Below are 22,382 nucleotides of genomic sequence, written 5' to 3' on the forward strand. Positions count from 1 at the left end.
ATTATTGATTACGATTTATGACTTTAGCAAGAGAAAGTGTATGGTTTACGATATTCTACAGCTTTTGTTTTGTGGCGGTTTTGCTTATTATTTTCCATTGATTATCGATCTTTTTTAATAAAAAGAGGTCTATAAACTTTATATTTCTATCCGGATACAAAATTTCTACTTTTGCAGATGCAATATCTACCTGTAAGTCTATTGATAAAATCTTCCCTTTTCGACCTGTGAAATTATTAGGTTCTTGTTTGAAATAACTGAGGTATTCTATCGGTGTAATTCTTTTAAACTTTTCCTGCACAGTTAAATACAGCGTTGCATTTTCTGCAAAAGCACTTTTTAACAAACCCTTCTTAGTATAAGAAGTTCCTTCAATATAATTCTGAAGTGTTTTTTTGACTAATGCTTTTTCGGATACGGTTTTTACGTGAATATCATTATGACTGGGGATTATATTCAGGCTTTCATAGATGAGTTTATCATCACTTACAAAACTTTTATCATAATTGATTACCTTTTTTTGATTGCTATTGCTATGAATATTTATAAGCAATTTTTGTTTTAAGTTTTCTATACTATCATTTGCATATTGAGAATTAACAGTGCAAAATATTAAGACAAGTATTTTTAAAAATAGATATTTCATCTTTACATTGTTTTTAGTAGTTTATATTATTATTTTATAAATATGATTGTTATAGTCTTTAAAGACGTTTATAAGTGATGGTCAATATTTCTTTATTCTTTTACGCTGAAAATTTTACTCACTATCTTCCACTCGTTATTGATTTTAAGCAAATTCACAAAATCGACTACGGTCCTATCGGGATAATTAATTTCGATTTTTACATTTGCTGCTTTTCCAGCTACAGAGATATATTCAATACGATTTTTTCTATTTTTTTCAGGGGCACGTCCTTTGTCATTTTTGAAGACTTCTAATGCATTGTATTCTTGATATCCATTTTTTGAGGATACATATTTCATCGTAGCATTTTTATGAAAAGCTTTTTGCAGTGTTTCGAAATCCTTTTTTGTATCACCATTTATATAGTTGGATACCGTTTTTTCTATCATTTTGTAATCATTTTGATCCTGAGAAAAAATCGTAGTCACGATACTTAGTGTTAGAATACTTGTAAGCAAAATATTTTTTGAACTTTTCATGATGATATTGGCTATTTTGATTTTGAAGCAAATCTATACATCATGATTACACATATTTTTGAATATCGACTTACACGCTAATAGCGTATACCAACATCAAAAACAGTACTCGTAGCTTATTTACCAGGGTTGGTAGTCGATAATGATTGTCTGGTCTTCTTTTTCTAATATCGTACCACTATAATGTCTATTTTTATATCATTTGTTATGAAAAAAATGATCCTCGCAATGAAGCATCCGTTTTTTAATCATCTATTATTTTGGATTGGGGTTTTTTTATACTTTGCAGTTACCTCAAACATGACATTTTTTGATGGATATGTGCATATGATAGAGTCCAGTATGACTTTGGTCATAATGCAAATGGTAGCGACATATGTTATTCTTTATGTTTTTATTCCCAGGTTTTTAGACCAAAAAAAAAATGTAGTATTTACAGTGTTTGTATTACTTTTATTATCGGCTTTATTTGTATGTTACATGGCTATCAGAGCTTACTATTTTGATATAAAATACTTATATGTCTATAGTGATATTGCTAAAGAATATGCTTTAATGTCTTTTGGTGATAGATTATTGGATTTAAGCACGTTTGTAAGTAAAATTGTAAAGTTTTTGACACCTTTGGCGTTGCTTTTGTTATTTCGTTTTTATAGAAAACAAAAGGATTATTTGAAACTTAATGAGCAAAAAAAGATAGCAGAACTTACTGCTTTAAAAAATCAGCTAAATCCTCATTTTTTATTCAACACACTCAATAATCTATATTCTTTAGCTATAAAAAAATCGGATAAAACCCCTGAGGTAATAGAGAAACTCTCTGATATACTTGATTATATGCTATATAGATGTAATCATAAATATGTACCTATCCAAAAAGAGATAGAATTAATAGAAAATTATCTGGCTCTCGAAAAAATTAGATATGGAAAAAGGGTTGCTATTAGTTTTATAAACAAAATTGAAAAAGAGGTTCGTATTGCTCCTTTAATTTTACTCACATTTATAGAAAATGCTTTCAAGCATGGGGTTAGTCAGGAACTTAATATAGCTGATATCAATATAAAGCTTACTTTGGTACAAGAAGAAATCTTGTTTACAATTTTTAATACAAAACCTAATCATCAAACTAAAATAGTAGATTCAAAAAATGAGTTGGGTTTAAAAAATGTAAAACAACAATTGGAGCTGTTATATCCTAACGCTTATACTTTATTAATCGAAAATGACGAAAATAGCTTTGCAGTATCATTAAAACTAAAACAACAATGAAATACACCTGCCTAATTGTAGATGATGAAGAACTGGCGAGAGATCTTATCAAAAATCATTTAGATCAACTTGATCATTTTGAGTTAGTTGGTATGTGTGAAAGCGCGATAGAGGCAAGTCAAATCTTGAAAAATCAAAAAATAGATCTCCTATTTTTAGATATTGAAATGCCAGTATTACGGGGGACTGATTTTTTTAGGAATATAATCAATAAACCAAATGTCATTTTTACAACAGCTTACAGAGATTATGCAGTTGACGGTTTTGAACTTAATGCGATCGATTATTTGTTAAAACCAATTACTTTTAGTCGGTTTTTTAAAGCTATAGAAAAGTTTTTAGAACTTCAATCCTCAAAATCAATAAATCACCTTATAGACATAAAAGAAGATCAAAAAAGAGATTATATTTTTGTACGTAAAGAAAGGAAACAGGTTAAAATCTTTTTTGATGAAATCCTATGTGTTGAGAGTGTAAGAGATTACATAAAAATTAAAACAGAATCAGGGAATCATCTTGTAAAATATAGTCTAACCGCTTTTATCGAAAATTTAGATAATAATTTTATAAGAACTCATCGTTCTTATGTTGTGAATATTAAAAAAATTACCGCCTATACCAAAAATGATGTCGAAATCGGTAAAATAGAAATTCCAATAGGAGAACGCTATAAATCTATAATTAAAAAAGTATTGAGTTGATAATTAATTAAATAGTTGTACATATTCATCCTAAAAAGATGAATGTTTCTAAAAACAAATACTATTTTTAGAAACATTCATTTCTGTAGAAAATTTATCTAACAATCTCATGTATTCTATTTGATAGATCTCTTACATTGCCATGTTTTTGATTTGTTAGTATAATAATCATAAGTTTTTCCTTAGGAAATCGTCTAATGATTCCTTCATAATTACCACTAGACCCATGATGTGAATGTTCGAGTACTACACCATCTTGCCAATCACAAAAACCTAATGGAGCTTGTACATTACCTTCTTTTTCGAACTTGTTTGAAATAAAGCGTAGAGATTCTTTGTTTATAATTTTAAAAGTATGTAATTGTTGTAGCCATTGTGATAAATCACCAACTGTGGCAGCCATCAAAAGATATGGCACATTAAATTTGTATTGATCTTGTTTGAAATTATCATCAAACGGAATTGCCATTAAGGGTGTATTAAGATATGGATATTGTTGATTGAGTATTGTTGATGTTAATCCAAAGGGTTCAAAAATATGCTTATGCAAGTAGGTTGTATAATCTAATTGAGTGACTTGTTCTATAATTTTTATTAATAAAAGTGGACTATAATTAGTATAGATATAATCTGTTCCCGGTTGAAACTCTAGTTCTTTTATAGCAGAAAGATCTTTGAAAAGGTCATTTTCTGTTATATTCTGATTGTTTTTAAAATATTTTCCCCAGTTTACTCTTGGTAAACCACTAGAGTACTGTAACAATTGTGTTATAGAAATTTGCTGGGCCCACTGAGGAAGATTATCTAAATATTTAGTAATCTTATCATCTGTGTTGAGCATTCCTTTTTCCTGAAGTTGCATAATGGCTACAGCAGGAAATTCTTTGTATATCGATCCTATATTGAATCTGTGATTTTTGGTGAGCTTTTCAGTTTTGGTTGCATTAGCATATCCAAATGATTGATTATATAGTGTTTTTCCTTCTTTTATGACAAGAATATTACCATTTAGTTTTCCATTTTGATGTTGTTCTTTTAAAAAAGCATCAATATCTTTTTGAGCGTAACAACAACTTATAGTAAAACTTAAAAATGCTAAAAACATATATTGAGTTAGATTCATTATCTATTTTGATTGATTTATTATTAAACAATGTGTGTTTCTATGCAATAAGCTAAAATTTCTTCAATTTTACGAGCATTTTCACAGCATTTTCATTTTTAGAATCTATTTCTAGAGATTTATTATAATTTTTAATAGCAAGCTCTTTATCTCCATTTATCATATATGCTTCACCCAAGCTATCATAAACGTTGCCTGAATCCGGGAAAGCTTCTACATTTATTTCAAAGGTTTTTATGGCTTCTTCTATTTTGTTTTCTTTTAGAAATATATACCCTATTGTATTCATTTCTGCTTCATGCAAAATATATTCATCAGAAGATTTATATTTCTTAAAATAAGTAGTTCCATTTTTGATTCCTTCTTTAGTTACTACTTCAAAATAAGAACTGGCAAGTGATTTTTTAGGTTTTTCATACGGAGCATCATATAAAATATTTATAATTACATCGCGCATATTTTGTAAAGAAGTTCTTCCTGTGTTATTAAGTAATACAATTAGATGTTGATCTTGTGGTATACGAGCAATATTAGTGTTGAATCCGTTGATTCCTCCACCATGTTCTATCATATTTACACTATCCTTTGCAATGCCAGTCAATTCGTAACCAACGCTCCAACCATAGCCATAATTTCTTTTTCCTGCCTTAATGTGTGGAGTAAAAATGAGATCTTTATATTTTTCTGATACCAATTGATTGGTATAAAGAGCTCGATCCCATAGGTATAAATCTTCTGCAGTAGAATACATCGAGCCTGCTGCATAGGGTAATGACATGTCTAAATATGCTGCATTGTTATATGAAATTCCATATTTTTCATATCCAGAAGCTCTGTTTTGTATAATTGTTTTATGATGATCATATCCGGTATCATTCATTTTTAAAGGAGTGAATATATTGTCTTGTAGCATTTGTTCGTATGATTTGCCCGAAACTTTTTCGATAATATATCCTAATAAAAAATATCCTGAGTTGCTATATTCAAACTTTTCTCCTGGAGTAAAATGTAATGTAGAATCTGCAAATACACGTACAAATTCTTCTGGTTCAAAGTGATTTCTGGAATGTTGATTATAAAAATTAGAAAAAGACGTATAATTAGGGATGCCTGCCGTGTGTGTAAGTAAATGATGAATAGTAATTTGATCTCCTGTCATTTTTGGGTAATCAGAAAGATATTTTGTAATTGGTACATCTAATGCTAGTTTACCTTGCTCTACCAATTGAATAATAAGCATAGCAGTAAATTGTTTGGTAATAGATCCTAATCGATGTTTTGTATTAGGTTGATTAGGAATGTTCCATTCCATATTAGCAAGCCCAAATCCTTTTTTATAGATTACTTTGCCTTTTTCTGCAACAAGTATAGAACCATTAAATTGCCCATACTCATTATAAAGACGCATTACTTCGTTAATTTTTTCTGCTTTGGTTTGTGCTATTATTACATTGGTAGTAAAAAGAAATAAAATTACTACATGTAATACTCTAATGCATAGAGGATTCTTGATTATTGTCATTTTTATGTTTTTTGATTGATGATGTATATCTTAATAAGACACTTTTTGATGAATTTGTTACAGTTTTTATTTTGCAACTTTTAAAGTAAGAATTGATTCTGCTAATTCTCCTAACCATTTACCTCCACTAGATGTAAGTAAAACCAGACCTTTATTTTGTTCAGGAATAAAAAAGTACTCGCATGCAAAACCGTCTGCATCTCCGCCATGTCCATATTTTGTATACGTTTTTTCTGATTGTTTAATCAATCCAAATCCATATTCTAAATTTTTGCCCATATCAGCAGTATGATGAGTCAATACCAGAAAAGATGATTTTGAAGTATAATAATCTCTATATGATTTTAATTGACGCTGTAATAATTGAGTAAGATCTTTGGCATTAGAATAGATAGCACTTGCAGGAGTTGCCATTCCCATGACCGAAGGTTTGGTTTCTATAGTTCTATTATCTTTTCTGTAAGGCGTTACTAAAAGTGTTTTTTGTGTATTATCAAGGGATACTACAGTATTTTTAAAACGATATTCTTTTGTGATATAATTAGTTAACAAAGTTTCATATTTTTCTCCAGAAACTTTTTCACAGATATACCCAAGAATAGCATATCCCGAATTCGAATATTGAAATTTTGTTCCGGGTTCAAATTCTAATGAAATTGTATTAAGATCTTGTATAAGTTCTTCTTTTGTGTAACCATCTGCCCAATGATCACCTTCTTTTCTTAATTTATAGGGTAAACACACATTTCCTGGAATTCCAGAAGTATGCTGAATTAAATTTTTGAGTGTTATTGCTCTTAATTTTTCTTGAGCTTCTTTATTTAAATCTTCTTTTAAGTATTTTACTATAGAAGCTGTCAACTCTAATTTGTTTTCATTTATCAATCTATTTGCTATAATACCGGTAAACATTTTTGATTGGGAAGCGATCTGATAAATAGAGTTTTCATCTACTGTACTATCATTATTTTTACTTAAAACCCCATATCCTTTTAGCATTTTTATTTTGCCATCTTGTATATATCCTATAGACAGCGCAGATATATTGTGCTTTTGTAAAGCTTCTTCTATTAATGTATCAATTGTATCCTCAATACTAGTTGAATCTTTTTTTTGGGGTTGGCGAGCACAACCTAGTATAAAAGTACTAACGAAAAATAATACTGTAATTTGTTTAAAATACTTCATGTTCAAAATGATATTCTAATTCTATCTTGTTTGTTTTGATCAAAACAAAATTTAAGGGTTAACGCTGTTCCATATATCAAGATATATTTTCCATTGTGTTTTTACTTTTTTCCAGACAATAACATATTTTCCTTTCCATTCTACTTCGCTACCATCTGATTTTTTAGTTTTACCTTCATAATATCCATAATCATAGGCCGTATTATCCACAATTTCAATTTCTTCAGGTATGATTTTGTGATACGCTGTTTGTACTCCATCTGGTAGCTTCCAAAACTTGGTAATGGCTTCTTTGCCTGTTATAATTTTGGTTCTATTAGGAAAAATTTTTGCGTCTTTTGTATATGCATCTCCTAGTTTTACATGATCTGAGTTCATCATATCTTTAGAAAAGTTTTGAGAGTTCATGATAATTTGATCAATTTCTTTTTGATCTCCGATATAGTTTTGGCTATTACCATGACAATACATCAATGTAAAGACAAAAGTTACTAGTATTGATTTCATAAAGTATCGTTTTTAATTATTTTTTGGTTTTCTGTAAAAGATTTTACTAACTACTTTCCACTCATCTCCTATTTTTAGAAGGTTCATATAATCGATAAAGGTAAATTCTGGATATTCTATTTCTAATTTTGCATTAGCAGCATTACCAGAAATATTTATATCCACAATACTGGTTTTACGATTTTGCTTTGGTCCGGGTTTGATAACTTTTTTAAAAAACTCAAGAGCATTAACCTCTGTATATTCTCCTTTTTTGATAAACTTCATCGTAGCATTAGTATGAAAAGCTTTTTTCAACATTTCAAAATCATTATTAGTGCCACCATCTAAATAAAAGGATACAGCTTTTTCTACTTTTTGATAATCAGAATTTTGACTATACAGAATGGAGAAGGTACTCAAACAAAATACTAGTGTAAAAAGTGTTTTTTTCATAAATTAAATTTTTGATTATTTATTTTTGAGAGATTCTATTATTTTTTGTGCAACCGAAGCTGATGCCGATGGATCTTGACCTGTGATCAATCGTCCATCGATAACAAAGTGATCATCCCAACCTTTTTCTGAGTATGAGAATTTTCCACCATTTTGATTGATCATTTTTTCTATTGAAAAAGGAAATTGTTTGTAATATTCAGCTTTAGTATTTTCAAATTTGTCAGGAAAACCGCTTATTTTCTTTTCATTATAAAGATAGTTTCCGTTTTTAGTCTTTAGGTAAACAAGTCCTGCAGTACCATGGCATACAGCAGATACGACACCTTTGTTATTATAAATCGTCTTGGTAATGGTTTGGATTTGATTATTCTCTGGCACTCCAAACATAGCTGCTCCTCCCCCACTATAATATACTGCTTTGTATTCTGAAGCTTTTATCTCGTCTGGGCTGTGAGTGTTTTTAAGTATATTCATAAAAGTAGTATCATAGATGTACTTTTTTTGGATAGGATCAGAAGTTTTTAGATATCCTATTGGGATTGCACCACCTTTTGGACTTACAAAATCGACATGATATCCGGCTTTGGTCAATATATCATACGGTACAACAATTTCAGAGAAATGATTAGCCGCATTTAGTTTTGAGTCTCCGTAAGTATGTTGATTTGATACTACAAAAAGAATTTTTTCTTTAGTAGCTTTAGTATCCACATTTTGTGCGCCAACAAAATTGTTGATCGATATAAAAATAGTTAAGATGATGTATTTGATTTTTTGCATGCCGAAGTAATTTTTTGGCAATTTTAAAAATCATGATCATAAGTAGATTATAAATTATAAATCAGAAGTACAGATTTATAATACTGAACTTTCATAATAAAAATATTAGGATGTCTTTGCTTTGTAATTAGCTGGTGTTAAACCCGTTATTTTCTTAAAGGTAGTAAAAAAAGTAGATTTAGAATTAAAGCCACTTTCATAACCAATAGCTTCAATAGTATAGGATTCCTGGTCTTTTATTAACTGTTTTGCTTCTTTAATTCTATATTCGTTTATAAAAAGAGCAAAGCTTTTACCAAAATTATCATTCAGAAATTGAGATAAATAATGTGAGGTCACATTTAACTCATTGGCTACATCCAACAATTTTAAATTAGGGTTTTTATACAACTTTTTAGTCGCCATTATTTGCATTAATGTTTCAGAAATTTGTGTGGCTTCCTGATCATTTATCTTTTTGTTATTATACTTTTTATGATCTTCAAAAAACGCAGTATTTTTCTTTCTATTAAATACTACAAGTAATAATAGTAAGAAAAACACGAAAGAAAATGTCAAAGCACCTACTATATAAGATGTATATGCCCCAATACTATACCCAATTAAAATGATTGCTACACCTATTAATACACTTAATAACCATATTTCTGTGTCTTGTAATTTTGCTTTACTTGAAAATAGTTTCTTAACTATTTCTTTTAATTGGATACCGCTATAAACAACATATATTAACCATTGTGTATAAATTATTTTAACGATATAATATGACCAAACTTTTCTATGCTCCCAGTATGGATACATTATCCCTAATAGAATCATGATTATAACAAAAGGGAGAATATGTATCATCCACCTTTTATTTGTAACTTTTGTAATCTGAGAATTGAGATATAAAAAAAGAAATGGGCCTATGAGTACACAGGCAGAAAGCCCTATTTGTATAAATACTTCTGATAAACCAGGATTAAAATACAAAAATACAGATTTGATGATCCTAACACCAATCACAAATAATAATGCTGATAAAAAATAATTGGATTGTTTAGGTTTTATAGCAAAATAGATACTCAAAAATAATGCATTAAAACCTCCTAATGCACTAAAAAGAAATAATAATTGCTGGTTTACATCCATAAAAAGTATAAAAAAGTAAATATATCAAAAAATCACTTTTTATATGAATTTATATTTTATGTGGTTACAAAAACTAAATATTTATTTTTCGTTTTCGTGCAGTGATTTCCCATTGATGAGTATACTTTTGGTCACAAATTACATTAACGTTGTCATACAAATTGACAGTAGGACAGACATGATAAGGAACTCCATATAAGACATCTCCTACTTGTATCTTTTCCCATGATTTGACTTTAAGAACCCCATGCTCTTCACTTTGTGAGAGTAATTCGTAATCGTCTAAATTCAAAAATTTTACTCTTGATTGAACTGGGTTTTCTGCTGCTACCGACTTATGCCCCAGATCTATTGTAATAATATCTTTTGTTGGTTTTGAGATTACTCTTGTAATCAATAGTAGCGCGAATAAAAACTCTTGCTCTTTTAGCTTTTCATCATAACCCCAATCCCAAAACACACATGTACCCGGACTGCATATTCTTTCTTTATGATCTAAATGTGTTGTAAATGATGGTGTTCCTCCACAAACAAGTTGTATATCCTTATTATTTTGTCGTAATTGATCAAATAGATGTAATGTCCCTGATAAACCTTTTTCTATCTCGTTTTTACGCAATTGAAAGTCCTTATTACGTAAATGGCCATCATATGCATGTAAACCTTTAAAAAATAAATTTTTACTTGCTTGTAATGTTTCTATTAGTTGTAATAGCTCTTCTTTGGATTCTGAGCCAGAACGATTCATTCCTGTATTGATGTCAATAAAAACAGGTATAGCATGATGTAACTTTTGAGCTTTTTCTTGCAGTTGAAGTATTGAAGTTTTATTATCTACAATTGTAGCAAAAGATGTATCTGGATATGCTAGAATTAATGCAATAAACCTTTGAATCTTAGGCCCTACTAGTTGATGTGCAATTAATATACTTTTTGCTCCTTCTATAGCGGCCATTTCAGCTTCGGCTATAGTAGAAGCCTTAAATTGTGTAATGCCCAAAGACAACATCTCACGCACAACATTTGGCATTTTATTGGTTTTAATATGTGGCATTAACTTGGATGTGTCGTTATCCACCATATGCAGCATTTTTTGTAAGTTATTCTGCAAACGTTCTTTATACAATAAAATAGAAGGAGAATCTATTTTTGATTCATTTTCAATACGATACCAATTCATTATTCTATCGGAGCTTAAATTTTTCGATTTTAAAAATAAGAAATGAAATAAAATTATTAGCTGTTATCTCAGAATAGATTTACCAAATAATTTTATTGATAGGCGTTTACAAAAATAAAGAAGTATTGATTATCAATAGTAGTTTATTCTTTGACAACAATCATAGAGGCTTTTACTCCTGTGGCAAGATTCCATTCGTTACTAGTCATGAGGTTACCATACTCATCATAAAGTTGAAATGCAGCAGTGTTTGGACCAGAATCCCCTTGGTTAAGCGCTGTAATATCTATTTTATTAAATCCTTTAATGAGATCGATTTCTATACCCTGGAATTGACTTGACAAAAATACTTTACTTAAAATAACTTCATCATTAACCGAAATTCTTACAATATCACCATCAACAAATTGATGATCTCTATAGATTAATTTAACAACACTTCCTCCACTTTTAAAGTCACCAAAATATTGATCGCTTTTAAATTTTTCTTCAAAAGCTTTATCTTTTTCAAACCATTTAGGTGTATCTTTTGCATGCGGTTGAAGAAGTCCGTTGTCATCTATCATGCTAAAAGCTTTTGGTTGTCTACCATATTTTGATAAATCAGCAGGTTCGCTTATTGAAGGTAAATCAGCATTAAGATTAGAGTTTAATGTCGCTCCGGATATACTATACTTATCTGTATTGAGATTACTTTCTGCATCAATACGCAAAGAAGTAGATTTTTCAATCTGCGCATGAGAAATCCATATACTAAATAATAAGGATATTGAGAAAAATACAATCTTTTTACTAATCAGCAACACAATTAAAGTTTTTATAAAGGTAAAAAATAATGCTATTTTTTACTGTTAATAGCTTGTTATTTAGTTTTTATAACAAACATCTATATATGATAAAGACGAAATAAGTCTTTGATCATTACATATTTTGTAACAAATTATGATAAAAAAGACTTAAATTGTATAACAAATCTTATATTAATTATTTCTTCAAAATAGTTATGGTCTACTTTATTATTATAGGTGTACTACTTTTATGCATTATAGTAGTACTTATTAGATTTCAAAAAGCAAATAAGGAACTCAAAACGCTAAAAAAAGAAGCAGAGCAACGATTTGATATGCAACAAAGTTTTATTTCTTCTCTCAGTCAGGAATTGAGAACACCTCTCTATGGAATCATGGGGCTTACTAATCTACTAGTTGAAGAATACCCTGATTTAAAAGAAGATAAAAACCTAAAATCACTAAAGTTTTCTGGTAACTATCTGCTAACGCTTATTAGTAACGTATTGCATGTTAACTTTTTGGAGTCTGATGATGTTGTGGTTCAAAATAATACATTCGACTTGAAAGAAATGAGTCAAAATGTTCTCAATTCTTTTAGCTATGCTACAGAAAATAGTGGAAATGTGTTACATTTTGATTTTGATCCTGAAATTGATGAAACAGTAAATGGGGATTCTTCGATTTTATCACAAATTCTAATCAATTTGATCAGTAATGCATTACGATTTTCACAAAATGGTAATGTCTATTTTTCTGTAAACCTCATTAGAAAATTTGAAAAAACATCTAAAATATCTTTCAAAATAAAACATGATGGGTCTGAAGTCTCTCCCGAAGAACATCAATCTATATATAGAGAATTTATTAATATAGAAAAAGCACAAAAATCATATTTGAATACAGCAGGAATAAACTCTAAAATAGTTAAGCGGTTGACTAAAGCAATACAAGGAGAAATTATTATTCAGAACAAAAATCGTGTAGGATCAGAATATGTATTAGTCACAGAGCTCAATATTCCTGAAGTCAAAAAGAGTAGTGATCAAAATCACCCCTTATCCATGGCTCCAAAATCATCTTTTACAGCATTAATTGTAGATGATAATAAACTTAATCTTTTGGTTGCTGACAAAATATTGTCTAAAGAGAATTTTAAATGTACAACTATAGACAATGGTTTTGATGCCATAGAATTAGTAAAAAATAATGATTATGATATTATTTTGATGGATATCAATATGCCTAAATTAAATGGTATAGGCACTACAAAAAGAATACGTGAATTTAATATAACAACACCTATTATAGCACTTACTGCAGTTGATGTAACACAATTAAATAAACAGATTATGCAAGCTGGGTTAAATGATTATATATTAAAACCTTACGACAAGAATCATTTGTTAGAAATGATTTACAAACATTTAGCTAATAATCCGATATATAATTAAAATCTATTTAGATTAATTAATGATAATCTGTTGACCAATCTTGAGAACAGAGTTCTTTTTGATAGCGTTTAATTTACAGATTTGTGACACAGCTAAACCATATTTATTAGCTATTCTGCTTAAGGTATCTCCTTTTCTAACAGTATAGACTTCCTTTTTCTTCATTTCCAAAGGGTCTATATCATCTTCTGTTTGATGTAAAACAATTTTACTTTTGCGATGTGATCTATGCAATCTGGGAGTTGTCCATTTTGGAGTTACGTACACCAACTCTGACCTTACTTTTGTGCTATCAGAAAAATCAAATAGATATTCTGGATGTATGCTTTTACCATGATATTTAACTTCGAGGTGTAAGTGACTCCCACGAGCATTGCCAGAAACTCCTCCTTTACCAATGATTTCACCTTTTTCTACTTCCTGGTTCGTTTCAACTAATAATTTTGATAAATGCGCATATACTGTTTCTAAACCATTGTAATGCCTAACTATAACCGTTTTTCCATATCCTCTTGTATATCCTGCATATCTAATTTTACCTCCAAGAATTGTTTTTACACTATCTCCAACCTGTAAATCAATATCAATTCCTCTATGAGGCCTTCCTCTTCGTAGTCCATAACGTGAAGTAACTACCATCTTGCCTTGAACCGGAGAAGCAAAATTTGTATCTGTAAACGATATAGGAACCGGAAATGACAACTCTTTTGTATACGGATTAAAATTTTTGTTATCCCAATTCACATCTAATTCTTTATTAACTGAAACGTGTTCTACCTCTTCTGGAGGATTAGTAGATATGAAAATATTTTTTTTGTAAATAGGTAAATAATTAATCTTTCCTTTAATAGCTATAGTCTTACGCTGTAAAATTTCACCCAAATTTTGAGCCGAAGTATTTGAAGACATTAAAAAAACAAGAATTCCAAAAAATATAAAACAAGATTTACTCTTCATTATTAAAAAAACTCAATTTAATTTTCCCTTTTGATTATTATAAAGTAGATCTGGTTCAAATTATATTCTATTTACTGTTAAGTAGGACTGCAAAAATAAGACCTTGTTACAGAAAAATCCTATTATGAAATGAAATTTTGTTAAATGTTAAATTTAATCAATTGATATACAGTATTATAAGTGTTGATTTTTTAAATATTTTTTTTCTTGATTTATTGTTTTGAAAGGTTTTTAAAAAAAGATATTAACATTTTTTAAGAAAGTGATGTGAAAAAATTAATAATTACAAAAACAATAAAAGAATTAAGGAATAGTTAATGTAAGTGAAATTTTAAAATTAAATAACCATGAAAAGATCTTTCACATTAATCGCGTTAACAGGAGCTGTGATCATGACTTCTTGTGTATCAAAAAAGAAATACGTTGCACTAGAGCAAGAATTACAAGATACTAGAAGTAATTTACAGAAAACTACTGTAGAAAAAGAAGAGCTAGAGGATAAATTTGCGAAGATCGAGGCAAGAGTAGCAGACTACAATGCTAAAATAAATTCCTTAAGAGATTCAAACGATGAAAAAATGGTAATGGTAGACGATGTAGCTGCTATATCTAATAAAACTAAGGAAAAAATGAGAGAAACTTTAGCAAAAGTTGATCAAGAAAAACTTAGTGGAGCAAAATCTCTTAAAGATTCTATGAACTTAGCCTTGTCTTATAATCTTAAAAATTCTCTAGATGATAGTCTTAAAGAGGACGAGGATATTTCTATCAACTTGGATAATACGGTTGTAATGATTTCTATTTCTGACAAGTTATTATTTAAAACTGCTAGTTACAGAGTTAATGACAAAGCAAGTGATATCTTAGGAAAATTAGCAAACGTTATTAATTCTGAGCCAAGTATAGAAGTTATGGTAGAAGGACATACAGATTCTAGAACAATCAGCAATGCTGTTGTATCAGATAACTGGGATTTGAGTGTTAAAAGAGCTACTTCTATCGTTAGAAAACTTCAAAAAGACTATGAAGTTGATCCTGCTAAATTAATTGCTTCAGGAAGAAGTAGCTATAAGCCTCTTGTAGAAAATGATACAAAAGAGAATATGGCAATAAACAGACGTACAAGAATTGTATTGTTACCAAATATGGATAAGTTTTTTGCTTTACTTTCTTCTAACTAAAATACACAATAACTCACTCACAATTTATTATTAACCACTTGTATTCAAAAACCAGATGAGATTTAAAATCTCATCTGGTTTTTGTTTTTATCAAATCAGTGTTATTTATTTTAGTCTACATTATTTTATAATACCCACATTTTAAATACTCTCCCTCTGAAAATATAATTGGATGATCTATATCATGCCCTGTTTTTTCTATGATTTCAAAAGACGTATTAGTTTCAAGTATACTGTTTTCAGATATTTCAAAAAATTCTTCTGGAGATACTCTTGATGAACAAGAAGCTAAAATTAAAATCCCATTTTTGGCAACTAATTTTGACCCTAGTTTTGCTAACCTAGCATAGCTATTCTTTGCTCTATTAATTTCGCTTTCTTGTTTAGCAAAAGAAGGAGGATCAATAACAACAATATCGAACTTATTCTGTGAAGTAATTAATTTTTGAAGGCCTTCGAAAGCATCAGCAACGATTATTTTATGTGTTCCTGAGTGAGAATTCAAACTAGCATTGCTTTTTGCCATGTCTAGAGCATGTTTGCTGATATCAAGGCTTGTTACTTCTTTAGCTCCTCCATGCAATGCATGTACCGAAAAACCTCCTGCATATGAAAACACATCTAAAACTGTTTTGTCTTTAGCCATTTCCCCTACTCTTTTCCTATTGTGTCTATGGTCTAAAAAATATCCTGTTTTATGACCTTTAATCACATTAGCCGAAAAGTTTACGCCATGTTCTTTGAATATCACAACCTCATCGTGTAATTTTCCATACAAAACCTGACCATCTTTTAGACCAAATGTTTCTCCTTTTGATTGTAATGATCTACTAAGCCGTATGACTACAGTACTACAATTACTCTGCTGAATCAAGTGCTTTACAATCCAATTCAAATAAGGAAACCAAATATGAGAATATAGTTTTATGACTAAAACGGTATCATAAACATCCGCAATACAACCCGGAAAATGATCATTTTCGCCAAATAATAAGCGATAACTGTTTGTTACCGTTTCTAGTAAAGGGAGTCGTTTTTGATATGCATGTTTTATTTTTTTGGCAAACCAATCTTTATCTATTTTTTCTGGTTTTTTAAACTGTATAAGCTTAATTCGTATGGGAGAATAAGGATCATACAAACCACAAGCCAAAAATTTATTCTTTTTTTGATCATATATAATTACCAAATCTCCTGCATTCCCCTCAATATTTTGTTTTGTGATACTATTTTCAAAAATCCAAGGATGTTCTTTTTTGATCATCTTTTCTGCTGCGGATTTTACTTTTACAGCAAGCCTTTTGGTTTCTATAGATGCTAATATATTCATACAAAACAAGAATACTAATTATTTTCAGAATTCTAAAAGAACTTTGACTAAATGATAACATTAAAAAAGCACTTACCTTAACTATGGTAAGTGCTTTCATGTATTGTTAAAGCTAAATATTTATAAACAAGAATAATTAATGTCCTCGTTTTTTATGTAAGACGCATACCTTTAATTTTTGTTACATGTATTTTATATTTAATTTTAAAAGATATTTATAAAATCAAAAATAAGATTATGAAAATACTAGTTATTGGAGCGACAGGAACGATAGGAAAGGCTGTTTATGACAGTTTGATTAAAGAGGGCGAAGAAGTTTATGGAGCACATAGAAATAGCACTGATTACCCTGTAGATATCACAGATTCCCTTTCGATAGAAAACCTATTTAAGAAATTACCAAAATTGAATGCAGTGATTAATGCTGTAGGCACTGCAACTTGGAAACCTTTTTCTGAATTGAAAGAAGAAGATTATTATGTGGGGATCAAAAGTAAATTAATGGGGCAGGTTAATCTGGTCCATGTGGCACAAAATTATATTTCTGATAATGGATCTATTACATTAACTACAGGAATTTTAGCAGAACATTATGAACCTAACGCTGTTGGGTTATCATTAGTAAATGGAGCGATACAGAGCTTTGTTATGGCTGCTTCAAATGAATTACAAAGAAGAATTAAGCTTAATGTTGTTGCTCCGGGAGCTATAATTGGCGATTTTCCTAAAGACAAAAAATTTGCAGATCACTTTCCGATACCCATCGAAGAAGTAATAAAACTCTACAAAGAATCCATCCATAAAAGCGATACGGGTCAAGTTCTGAAAAAATATTAAATCAAAAATAGTTACGGATATTTTTAATCTACTTATTGTTCCATAAAAAGTTGATTGATTTTTGAACGTAGTTTTCTTTTGTAATCTTCTTCTAACCAATCTCTATAATTTTTTGTACTCTTGCTAATACAATACGAATATCTTCGTACCCTGTACTCAATATCTTGATCTAGTAGTCGACTTAGAATTCTTGCGTCAAAAACGTCTTCACTATTTTGTGCGCACATTGTAGCATGTTGATCGATCGATTTTTCCAGAACAGTAAGGCTACGGAGTCCATATTTCTTGGTTTTAGAATATTCTTCTTCAATATCAAAATCAATATCTTCAGACTTAGAAAATTCTTTTCTTAGTTCATCAGGTAAGACGTACTTAAAATTCCTTTCAATTTCTTCATCATCAATCAAGTTGTCGTAATAGAAATCAGGAGATCTAAAAATAGATTGCCAGTCCATCTCAGAGTTCCACAACCCAAATCGAGCTGTATTATTACCCAAATCAATGATTGTAAAATCTTTTTTATCAGAAAGAATACGAGATCCTCGACCAATCATTTGAAAATATAATGTCAAAGACTTTGTAGCACGATTTAAAATTACGGTTTCTACAGTAGGTTCATCAAATCCGGTGGTCAAGATACTAACAGATGTCAATATAGCATTATCTGTTTCTCTAAACCATTGTAAAATATCTTCTCGCTCTTGTTTGCTATTTGTGTTATCTAAGTGACGAATAGGATATCCTGCTTTTTTAAATGTATCGTACACATAAATTGAAGTATTAATCCCATTATTAAAGATTAATGTCTTTTTGTTTTTAGAACGTTCTTCATAAGCATGCAATAGTTTATCCTGCATCTGAAGATTAGTATACAATTCTTCTGATGATTTAACGGTGTAATCACCATTCATACCTATTTTTAGAGAACCTAATCCTACATCATAAGTATATGTGATTGGTTTTGCCAAAAAACCTTTGTTAATAAGAGCATTTATCGTATCGCCAACAATAAGTTCATTATAATTGTCCTTCATAGGAAGCTTCATATTCGAACTTAAAGGAGTAGCTGTTACTCCAAGAATAAAACAATTTTTAAAAAATCTGAATAGTTTTCTAAATGAATTGTAATGTGCTTCATCTATAATGACCATCCCTACATTATAAAGCTCTAGATGATCTTCATTGAGTCTGTTGTTCAAAGTCTCTACCATCGCAACAAAACACATATATTCGTTTTGGTCATCTAATCCTTTTACAGAGCTATTGATGATTTTGTTTTTTACACCAAACTCATTTAGCATTTTAGAAGTTTGTCCACAAAGCTCAATACGGTGTGTAAGTACAACAACTTTTTTACGAGTAGCTTCAATATATCTTCTTACAATTTCAGAGAAAATAACTGTTTTTCCTCCTCCTGTAGGAAGTTGATAGAGTAAATTGTACTTCTCTGAGAATTCTTCTAATCGACTAAAAATTTTGTCTATATCACGACTTTGATAGTCATAAAGTACTTTTTGCTCTTTTTTTTGCATCGTTATTGGGTATAAACCCATTTGAAGGTTAAATTAAATAAGCTACAAAATTAAATACTTTAAAAGGTTAAATGAAAAAAAACCTTAAAAAGATTTTTCTATGCGTATTTTCAAATGTTAATTATTCATAATTTATCAATTAAAAGATCCTGTTATTTTAATTTTAAAATCCTATGAATTAATATTGTTTCATGAATAAGAAAGATAAAAACCTCATTCCTGTTCAAACACTTTTAATACCAAAATATATTATTTATTCTGGGAAATTACTCAACTTTATTTCGCCTCTTCTAGCATCAAGATTTGCTGCAAGGATTTTTTTAACTCCATTTGGATATAAAATGCCCGAACGTGAACGAAAAATGTATGAAAACAGTAAAAGAGAAGAAATTTTTGTACAAAAAATTAAAAGAAAAATAATTGTTTATAATTATGGTGTTTCTGAAAAGAAAGTATTGTTAGTTCATGGTTGGTCAGGTAGTGGTACTCAACTTTCCATGATTGCAGATCAATTAGTGAAACATGGGTATAGCACAGTTAGCTTTGATGCTCCTGCTCATGGTCATTCACCAGGAAAAAGAAGTATGCTGCCCCACTTTATAGAAATCATATATCAATTAGAAAAAAGTCATGGCCCATTTGAGGCTGCTATAGGACATTCTTTGGGAGGAATGTCTTTGCTAAGAGCTATTAAATTTGATGTATCGGTAAAAAAACTAGTGATTATAGGAACTGCAAATAGTATTACAGCGATCACCAAAAATTTTGTCAATAACTTACAACTAGATACCAAAGTAGGAATACTTTTGAAAGCTTATTTTGATGATAGGTACGGTGAGAATTTAGATAATTATTCGGGTTCGGTATCTGCAAAAGGGGTTACTATCCCCACTTTGGTCATACATGATCAAGATGATGTAGATGTACACTACAGCTCGGCACATGAAATTATTAAGAATTTAGAAAAAGGAAAACTTTTAATAACCAAAGAATTAGGACATCGTAGAATTTTAGGAAATAAAAATGTCATTGATTCAATATCCGAATTTATTTTGGAATAATTATTGATAAACAGTTATTCTAGATACATTTGTACGACTATTAAGAGACTTAATATAAAAAAATAAAGCTATGAATCGTTTATTATGTTTGCTTATAGGATTACTTTGTATTAGTTGTACTAGTGTAGCGCAAAAAGAAAAATATAAAAAAGAAAAAGTTTATACTGTTTCAAAAACAAATGCAGAGTGGAAAGAAATATTGACTTCAGAACAATACTATATTTTGAGGCAAGCCGGTACTGAGAGACCTTATTCGAGTCCGCTTAATAAAATTTATAAATCAGGTACTTTTCACTGCGCAGCATGTGACTCTCCTTTGTATGAGAGTAAATATAAATTTGATAGTGGTACAGGATGGCCAAGTTTTGATAGAGCTGTAGAAGATGCGGTAGATAAAGATGTTGATTATAAATTGGGATATGCCAGATCAGAATTACTATGTGCTACTTGCGGAGGGCACCTTGGTCATGTTTTTAATGACGGCCCTAGAGAAACAACTGGAATGAGACATTGTATAAATGGAGACGCACTTGTTTTTAAACATAAAGAATCAAAAAATGAATAAATATCCAATTCATAAACCTGAAGCTGAATGGAAAGAACAACTTACTGATGAGCAATATAGGGTTTTGAGACAAAAAGGGACAGAAAGACCCTTTACAGGAAAATATAATATGCATTTTGATAAGGGAACATACACTTGTATGGCATGCAATACTCCCCTATTTGAAAGTAAGACTAAATTTGATTCAGGATGTGGCTGGCCTAGTTTCGACGAATCGATCGAAGGGGCAATAGAATATGTAAGAGATACATCTCACGGTATGATTCGTACAGAAATTTTATGCACAAATTGTGGAAGTCATTTAGGACATGTCTTTAATGATGGACCGACAGCAAAAGGACAACGATATTGTGTTAATTCTGTAAGTATAGATTTTAAAAACAAATAAACATATACGTATAAACCTTAACATTTATGAAAAAAATTTTCACACTCTTATTAGTATTGGCCGCTATTTCAATTTCATGTGAAGGAGATCAAGGACCTCCGGGACCAGAAGGAATACCGGGCCTAGATGGAGCTCCTGGTGAAGATGGCGGTTTGCTTCTGGCTGCAAATTTTATAACCGATCCTATTGATTTTGTATCAACTAACGGTTTGGACGCTGCCATAGATTTTCCTATTCCTGATAATATCAATGTAGAAGAAGGTGATGTTCCTTTCGTTTTTATACTTGATCCTATTGCCAGTCAAGCTAATGGTGCAGATGTGTGGGAACCTTTACCACGTGTATTTAGTCTAGCTGGTGCAGGCTTTACGCAATACAGAAACAATTTTATTTTTGATCAGGCAACCGGTATTTTTGATATTGAAATTATTCTAGAAGCAGATGACTTTACACAATTAGGAATAGAGTTTACAGATGATCAAGTTTTTAGAGTGATTATTACTCCTGGAGAGTTCGCTCAAAATACCGATATCGACGTAACTAATTTTAATGAGCTTTCTAAAGCTTTACATTTAGTAACACCATAAATTATAACACCATATAAACACATTAACAATGAAAAAAATTTTTGTTTTACTATTTTCTACAACTTTGCTTTTTACAGCATGTTCAGATGATGATGATTTTATAGATACAGACACAATTGCAAGAACCTTTGAAATTGATAATGTAGATTTTGTATCAAATGATGGTCTAGATGCCAGAGTTACCATACCGGTTCCCAATACTATAGAGGTATTTGAACAAGATGTACCTTTGGTATATGTTGTAGATCCTGTAGCAACTGCAGATACTGGATCAGAGGTATGGGAACAACTACCAGCAACCTATTTTTTGGATGGAGGTTTAACTGTACAATACAGACCGACATTTATATTTGATGCTCAAAGAGGAATTTTTGACATCATCGTTACATTAGAGTCAAATGATTTTGTTGCTGTTCCTAATACTTTTACTCAAAACCAAATATTTAGAATCGTAATAATACCATCTGACTTTGCTGCTCAAAACCCTAATATTGATTTGTCAAATTTAGATCAAGTACAATCCGCATTAAATTTAGAATTCTAAACATAAAAAGAATCAATTTTATATTTTTTAAAAAGCCTCTAATAAAATTTATTAGAGGCTTTTTAATTTTCAAAATTCATAATTAACATGACATTATCTAATTCCTTTTTGGATTCAACGAATTATGCTTAAATTCGTCACTTGAA

The 22,382-nt window shown here is 30.0% G+C and carries 24 protein-coding genes; 10 read left to right on the forward strand and 14 right to left on the reverse strand.

All coding sequences use genetic code 11. From position 1 onward, the window contains the following. Positions 1-55: 55 nt before the first annotated feature. Positions 56-646, reverse strand: coding sequence for a nuclear transport factor 2 family protein (locus FHK87_RS01690; RefSeq protein WP_140589018.1), 591 nt, complete (start codon positions 644-646; stop codon positions 56-58). Between the two features lie 92 nt (positions 647-738). After that, positions 739-1,167: a nuclear transport factor 2 family protein gene (locus FHK87_RS01695; RefSeq protein ID WP_140589020.1), complete on the reverse strand. Its 429-nt coding sequence runs from the start codon at positions 1,165-1,167 to the stop codon at positions 739-741. 207 nt (positions 1,168-1,374) lie between these two features. Between FHK87_RS01695 and FHK87_RS01700 the strand changes: the two genes are divergently transcribed. After that, the gene (locus tag FHK87_RS01700; RefSeq protein ID WP_226293988.1) at positions 1,375-2,439 is read left to right on the forward strand and encodes a sensor histidine kinase; all 1,065 of its coding nucleotides are present in this window, start codon (positions 1,375-1,377) and stop codon (positions 2,437-2,439) included. Continuing rightward, complete coding sequence (locus FHK87_RS01705; RefSeq protein ID WP_140589026.1) at positions 2,436-3,140, forward strand: LytR/AlgR family response regulator transcription factor; 705 nt, start codon at positions 2,436-2,438, stop codon at positions 3,138-3,140. Before FHK87_RS01700 ends, FHK87_RS01705 begins: the two co-directional genes overlap by 4 nt. Before the next feature lie 94 nt (positions 3,141-3,234). Here FHK87_RS01705 and FHK87_RS01710 read toward each other — a convergent pair whose 3' ends face one another. From FHK87_RS01710 to FHK87_RS01750, 9 genes are all read right to left on the reverse strand, one after another. After that, positions 3,235-4,263, reverse strand: a complete 1,029-nt coding sequence (locus FHK87_RS01710; protein ID WP_140589029.1) for a serine hydrolase domain-containing protein — start codon at positions 4,261-4,263, stop codon at positions 3,235-3,237. 52 nt (positions 4,264-4,315) lie between these two features. Then, positions 4,316-5,785: a serine hydrolase domain-containing protein gene (locus FHK87_RS01715; RefSeq protein ID WP_140589031.1), complete on the reverse strand. Its 1,470-nt coding sequence runs from the start codon at positions 5,783-5,785 to the stop codon at positions 4,316-4,318. Between the two features lie 66 nt (positions 5,786-5,851). Further along, positions 5,852-6,973, reverse strand: coding sequence for a serine hydrolase domain-containing protein (locus FHK87_RS01720; RefSeq protein ID WP_140589034.1), 1,122 nt, complete (start codon positions 6,971-6,973; stop codon positions 5,852-5,854). A gap of 51 nt (positions 6,974-7,024) precedes the next feature. Further along, the gene (locus FHK87_RS01725) at positions 7,025-7,480 is read right to left on the reverse strand and encodes a YybH family protein (protein ID WP_140589036.1); all 456 of its coding nucleotides are present in this window, start codon (positions 7,478-7,480) and stop codon (positions 7,025-7,027) included. Positions 7,481-7,492: 12 nt separating this feature from the next. After that, complete coding sequence (locus FHK87_RS01730; RefSeq protein WP_140589038.1) at positions 7,493-7,915, reverse strand: nuclear transport factor 2 family protein; 423 nt, start codon at positions 7,913-7,915, stop codon at positions 7,493-7,495. 15 nt (positions 7,916-7,930) lie between these two features. Next, entirely contained in the window at positions 7,931-8,698 is a 768-nt protein-coding gene (locus FHK87_RS01735; protein WP_140589041.1) for a type 1 glutamine amidotransferase domain-containing protein, read from the reverse strand. A 105-nt stretch (positions 8,699-8,803) separates the two neighbouring features. Then, positions 8,804-9,832 carry a helix-turn-helix domain-containing protein gene (locus tag FHK87_RS01740; RefSeq protein ID WP_140589044.1) on the reverse strand — a complete coding sequence of 343 codons (1,029 nt, stop codon included), beginning with the start codon at positions 9,830-9,832 and terminating at the stop codon, positions 8,804-8,806. 73 nt (positions 9,833-9,905) lie between these two features. After that, a complete protein-coding gene (locus FHK87_RS01745; RefSeq protein ID WP_226293990.1) occupies positions 9,906-11,012 on the reverse strand; it encodes a D-TA family PLP-dependent enzyme in 1,107 nt (368 codons plus the stop codon). A gap of 143 nt (positions 11,013-11,155) precedes the next feature. Next, complete coding sequence (locus FHK87_RS01750) at positions 11,156-11,818, reverse strand: hypothetical protein (protein ID WP_140589050.1); 663 nt, start codon at positions 11,816-11,818, stop codon at positions 11,156-11,158. A gap of 197 nt (positions 11,819-12,015) precedes the next feature. Here FHK87_RS01750 and FHK87_RS01755 point away from each other — a divergent pair, with 197 nt between their 5' ends. Beyond that, positions 12,016-13,254: a response regulator gene (locus FHK87_RS01755; protein ID WP_140589052.1), complete on the forward strand. Its 1,239-nt coding sequence runs from the start codon at positions 12,016-12,018 to the stop codon at positions 13,252-13,254. A gap of 12 nt (positions 13,255-13,266) precedes the next feature. Here FHK87_RS01755 and FHK87_RS01760 read toward each other — a convergent pair whose 3' ends face one another. Further along, on the reverse strand, positions 13,267-14,211 hold the full coding sequence (locus tag FHK87_RS01760; RefSeq protein ID WP_140589055.1) for a peptidoglycan DD-metalloendopeptidase family protein: 945 nt from the start codon (positions 14,209-14,211) through the stop codon (positions 13,267-13,269). A 347-nt stretch (positions 14,212-14,558) separates the two neighbouring features. Between FHK87_RS01760 and FHK87_RS01765 the strand changes: the two genes are divergently transcribed. After that, positions 14,559-15,392: an OmpA/MotB family protein gene (locus FHK87_RS01765; protein WP_140589058.1), complete on the forward strand. Its 834-nt coding sequence runs from the start codon at positions 14,559-14,561 to the stop codon at positions 15,390-15,392. Positions 15,393-15,507: 115 nt separating this feature from the next. Here the strand turns inward: FHK87_RS01765 and FHK87_RS01770 are convergent, their stop codons facing one another. Next, complete coding sequence (locus tag FHK87_RS01770; RefSeq protein ID WP_140589061.1) at positions 15,508-16,722, reverse strand: class I SAM-dependent rRNA methyltransferase; 1,215 nt, start codon at positions 16,720-16,722, stop codon at positions 15,508-15,510. Between the two features lie 237 nt (positions 16,723-16,959). Here FHK87_RS01770 and FHK87_RS01775 point away from each other — a divergent pair, with 237 nt between their 5' ends. Further along, positions 16,960-17,559, forward strand: coding sequence for a short chain dehydrogenase (locus tag FHK87_RS01775; RefSeq protein ID WP_140589063.1), 600 nt, complete (start codon positions 16,960-16,962; stop codon positions 17,557-17,559). A gap of 32 nt (positions 17,560-17,591) precedes the next feature. On the opposite strand, the gene FHK87_RS01780 is transcribed toward FHK87_RS01775, so the two are convergent. Further along, positions 17,592-19,091 carry a DEAD/DEAH box helicase gene (locus FHK87_RS01780; protein WP_140589066.1) on the reverse strand — a complete coding sequence of 500 codons (1,500 nt, stop codon included), beginning with the start codon at positions 19,089-19,091 and terminating at the stop codon, positions 17,592-17,594. 191 nt (positions 19,092-19,282) lie between these two features. On the opposite strand from FHK87_RS01780, the gene FHK87_RS01785 reads away from it, so the two are divergent. From FHK87_RS01785 to FHK87_RS01805, 5 genes are all read left to right on the forward strand, one after another. After that, positions 19,283-20,152 (forward strand): alpha/beta hydrolase, encoded by an 870-nt coding sequence (locus tag FHK87_RS01785; protein ID WP_140589068.1) that lies wholly within the window; start codon positions 19,283-19,285, stop codon positions 20,150-20,152. A gap of 70 nt (positions 20,153-20,222) precedes the next feature. Further along, the gene (gene msrB, locus FHK87_RS01790) at positions 20,223-20,717 is read left to right on the forward strand and encodes a peptide-methionine (R)-S-oxide reductase MsrB (protein ID WP_140589071.1); all 495 of its coding nucleotides are present in this window, start codon (positions 20,223-20,225) and stop codon (positions 20,715-20,717) included. Next, complete coding sequence (gene msrB, locus FHK87_RS01795) at positions 20,710-21,105, forward strand: peptide-methionine (R)-S-oxide reductase MsrB (RefSeq protein WP_140589073.1); 396 nt, start codon at positions 20,710-20,712, stop codon at positions 21,103-21,105. Before msrB (FHK87_RS01790) ends, msrB (FHK87_RS01795) begins: the two co-directional genes overlap by 8 nt. Before the next feature lie 26 nt (positions 21,106-21,131). Then, entirely contained in the window at positions 21,132-21,692 is a 561-nt protein-coding gene (locus FHK87_RS01800; protein ID WP_140589076.1) for a hypothetical protein, read from the forward strand. 28 nt (positions 21,693-21,720) lie between these two features. Continuing rightward, on the forward strand, positions 21,721-22,236 hold the full coding sequence (locus FHK87_RS01805) for a hypothetical protein (protein ID WP_140589078.1): 516 nt from the start codon (positions 21,721-21,723) through the stop codon (positions 22,234-22,236). Positions 22,237-22,382: the final 146 nt, after the last annotated feature.

Source organism: Aquimarina algicola, from assembly GCF_006443095.1.
Lineage (GTDB): Bacteria > Bacteroidota > Bacteroidia > Flavobacteriales > Flavobacteriaceae > Aquimarina > Aquimarina algicola.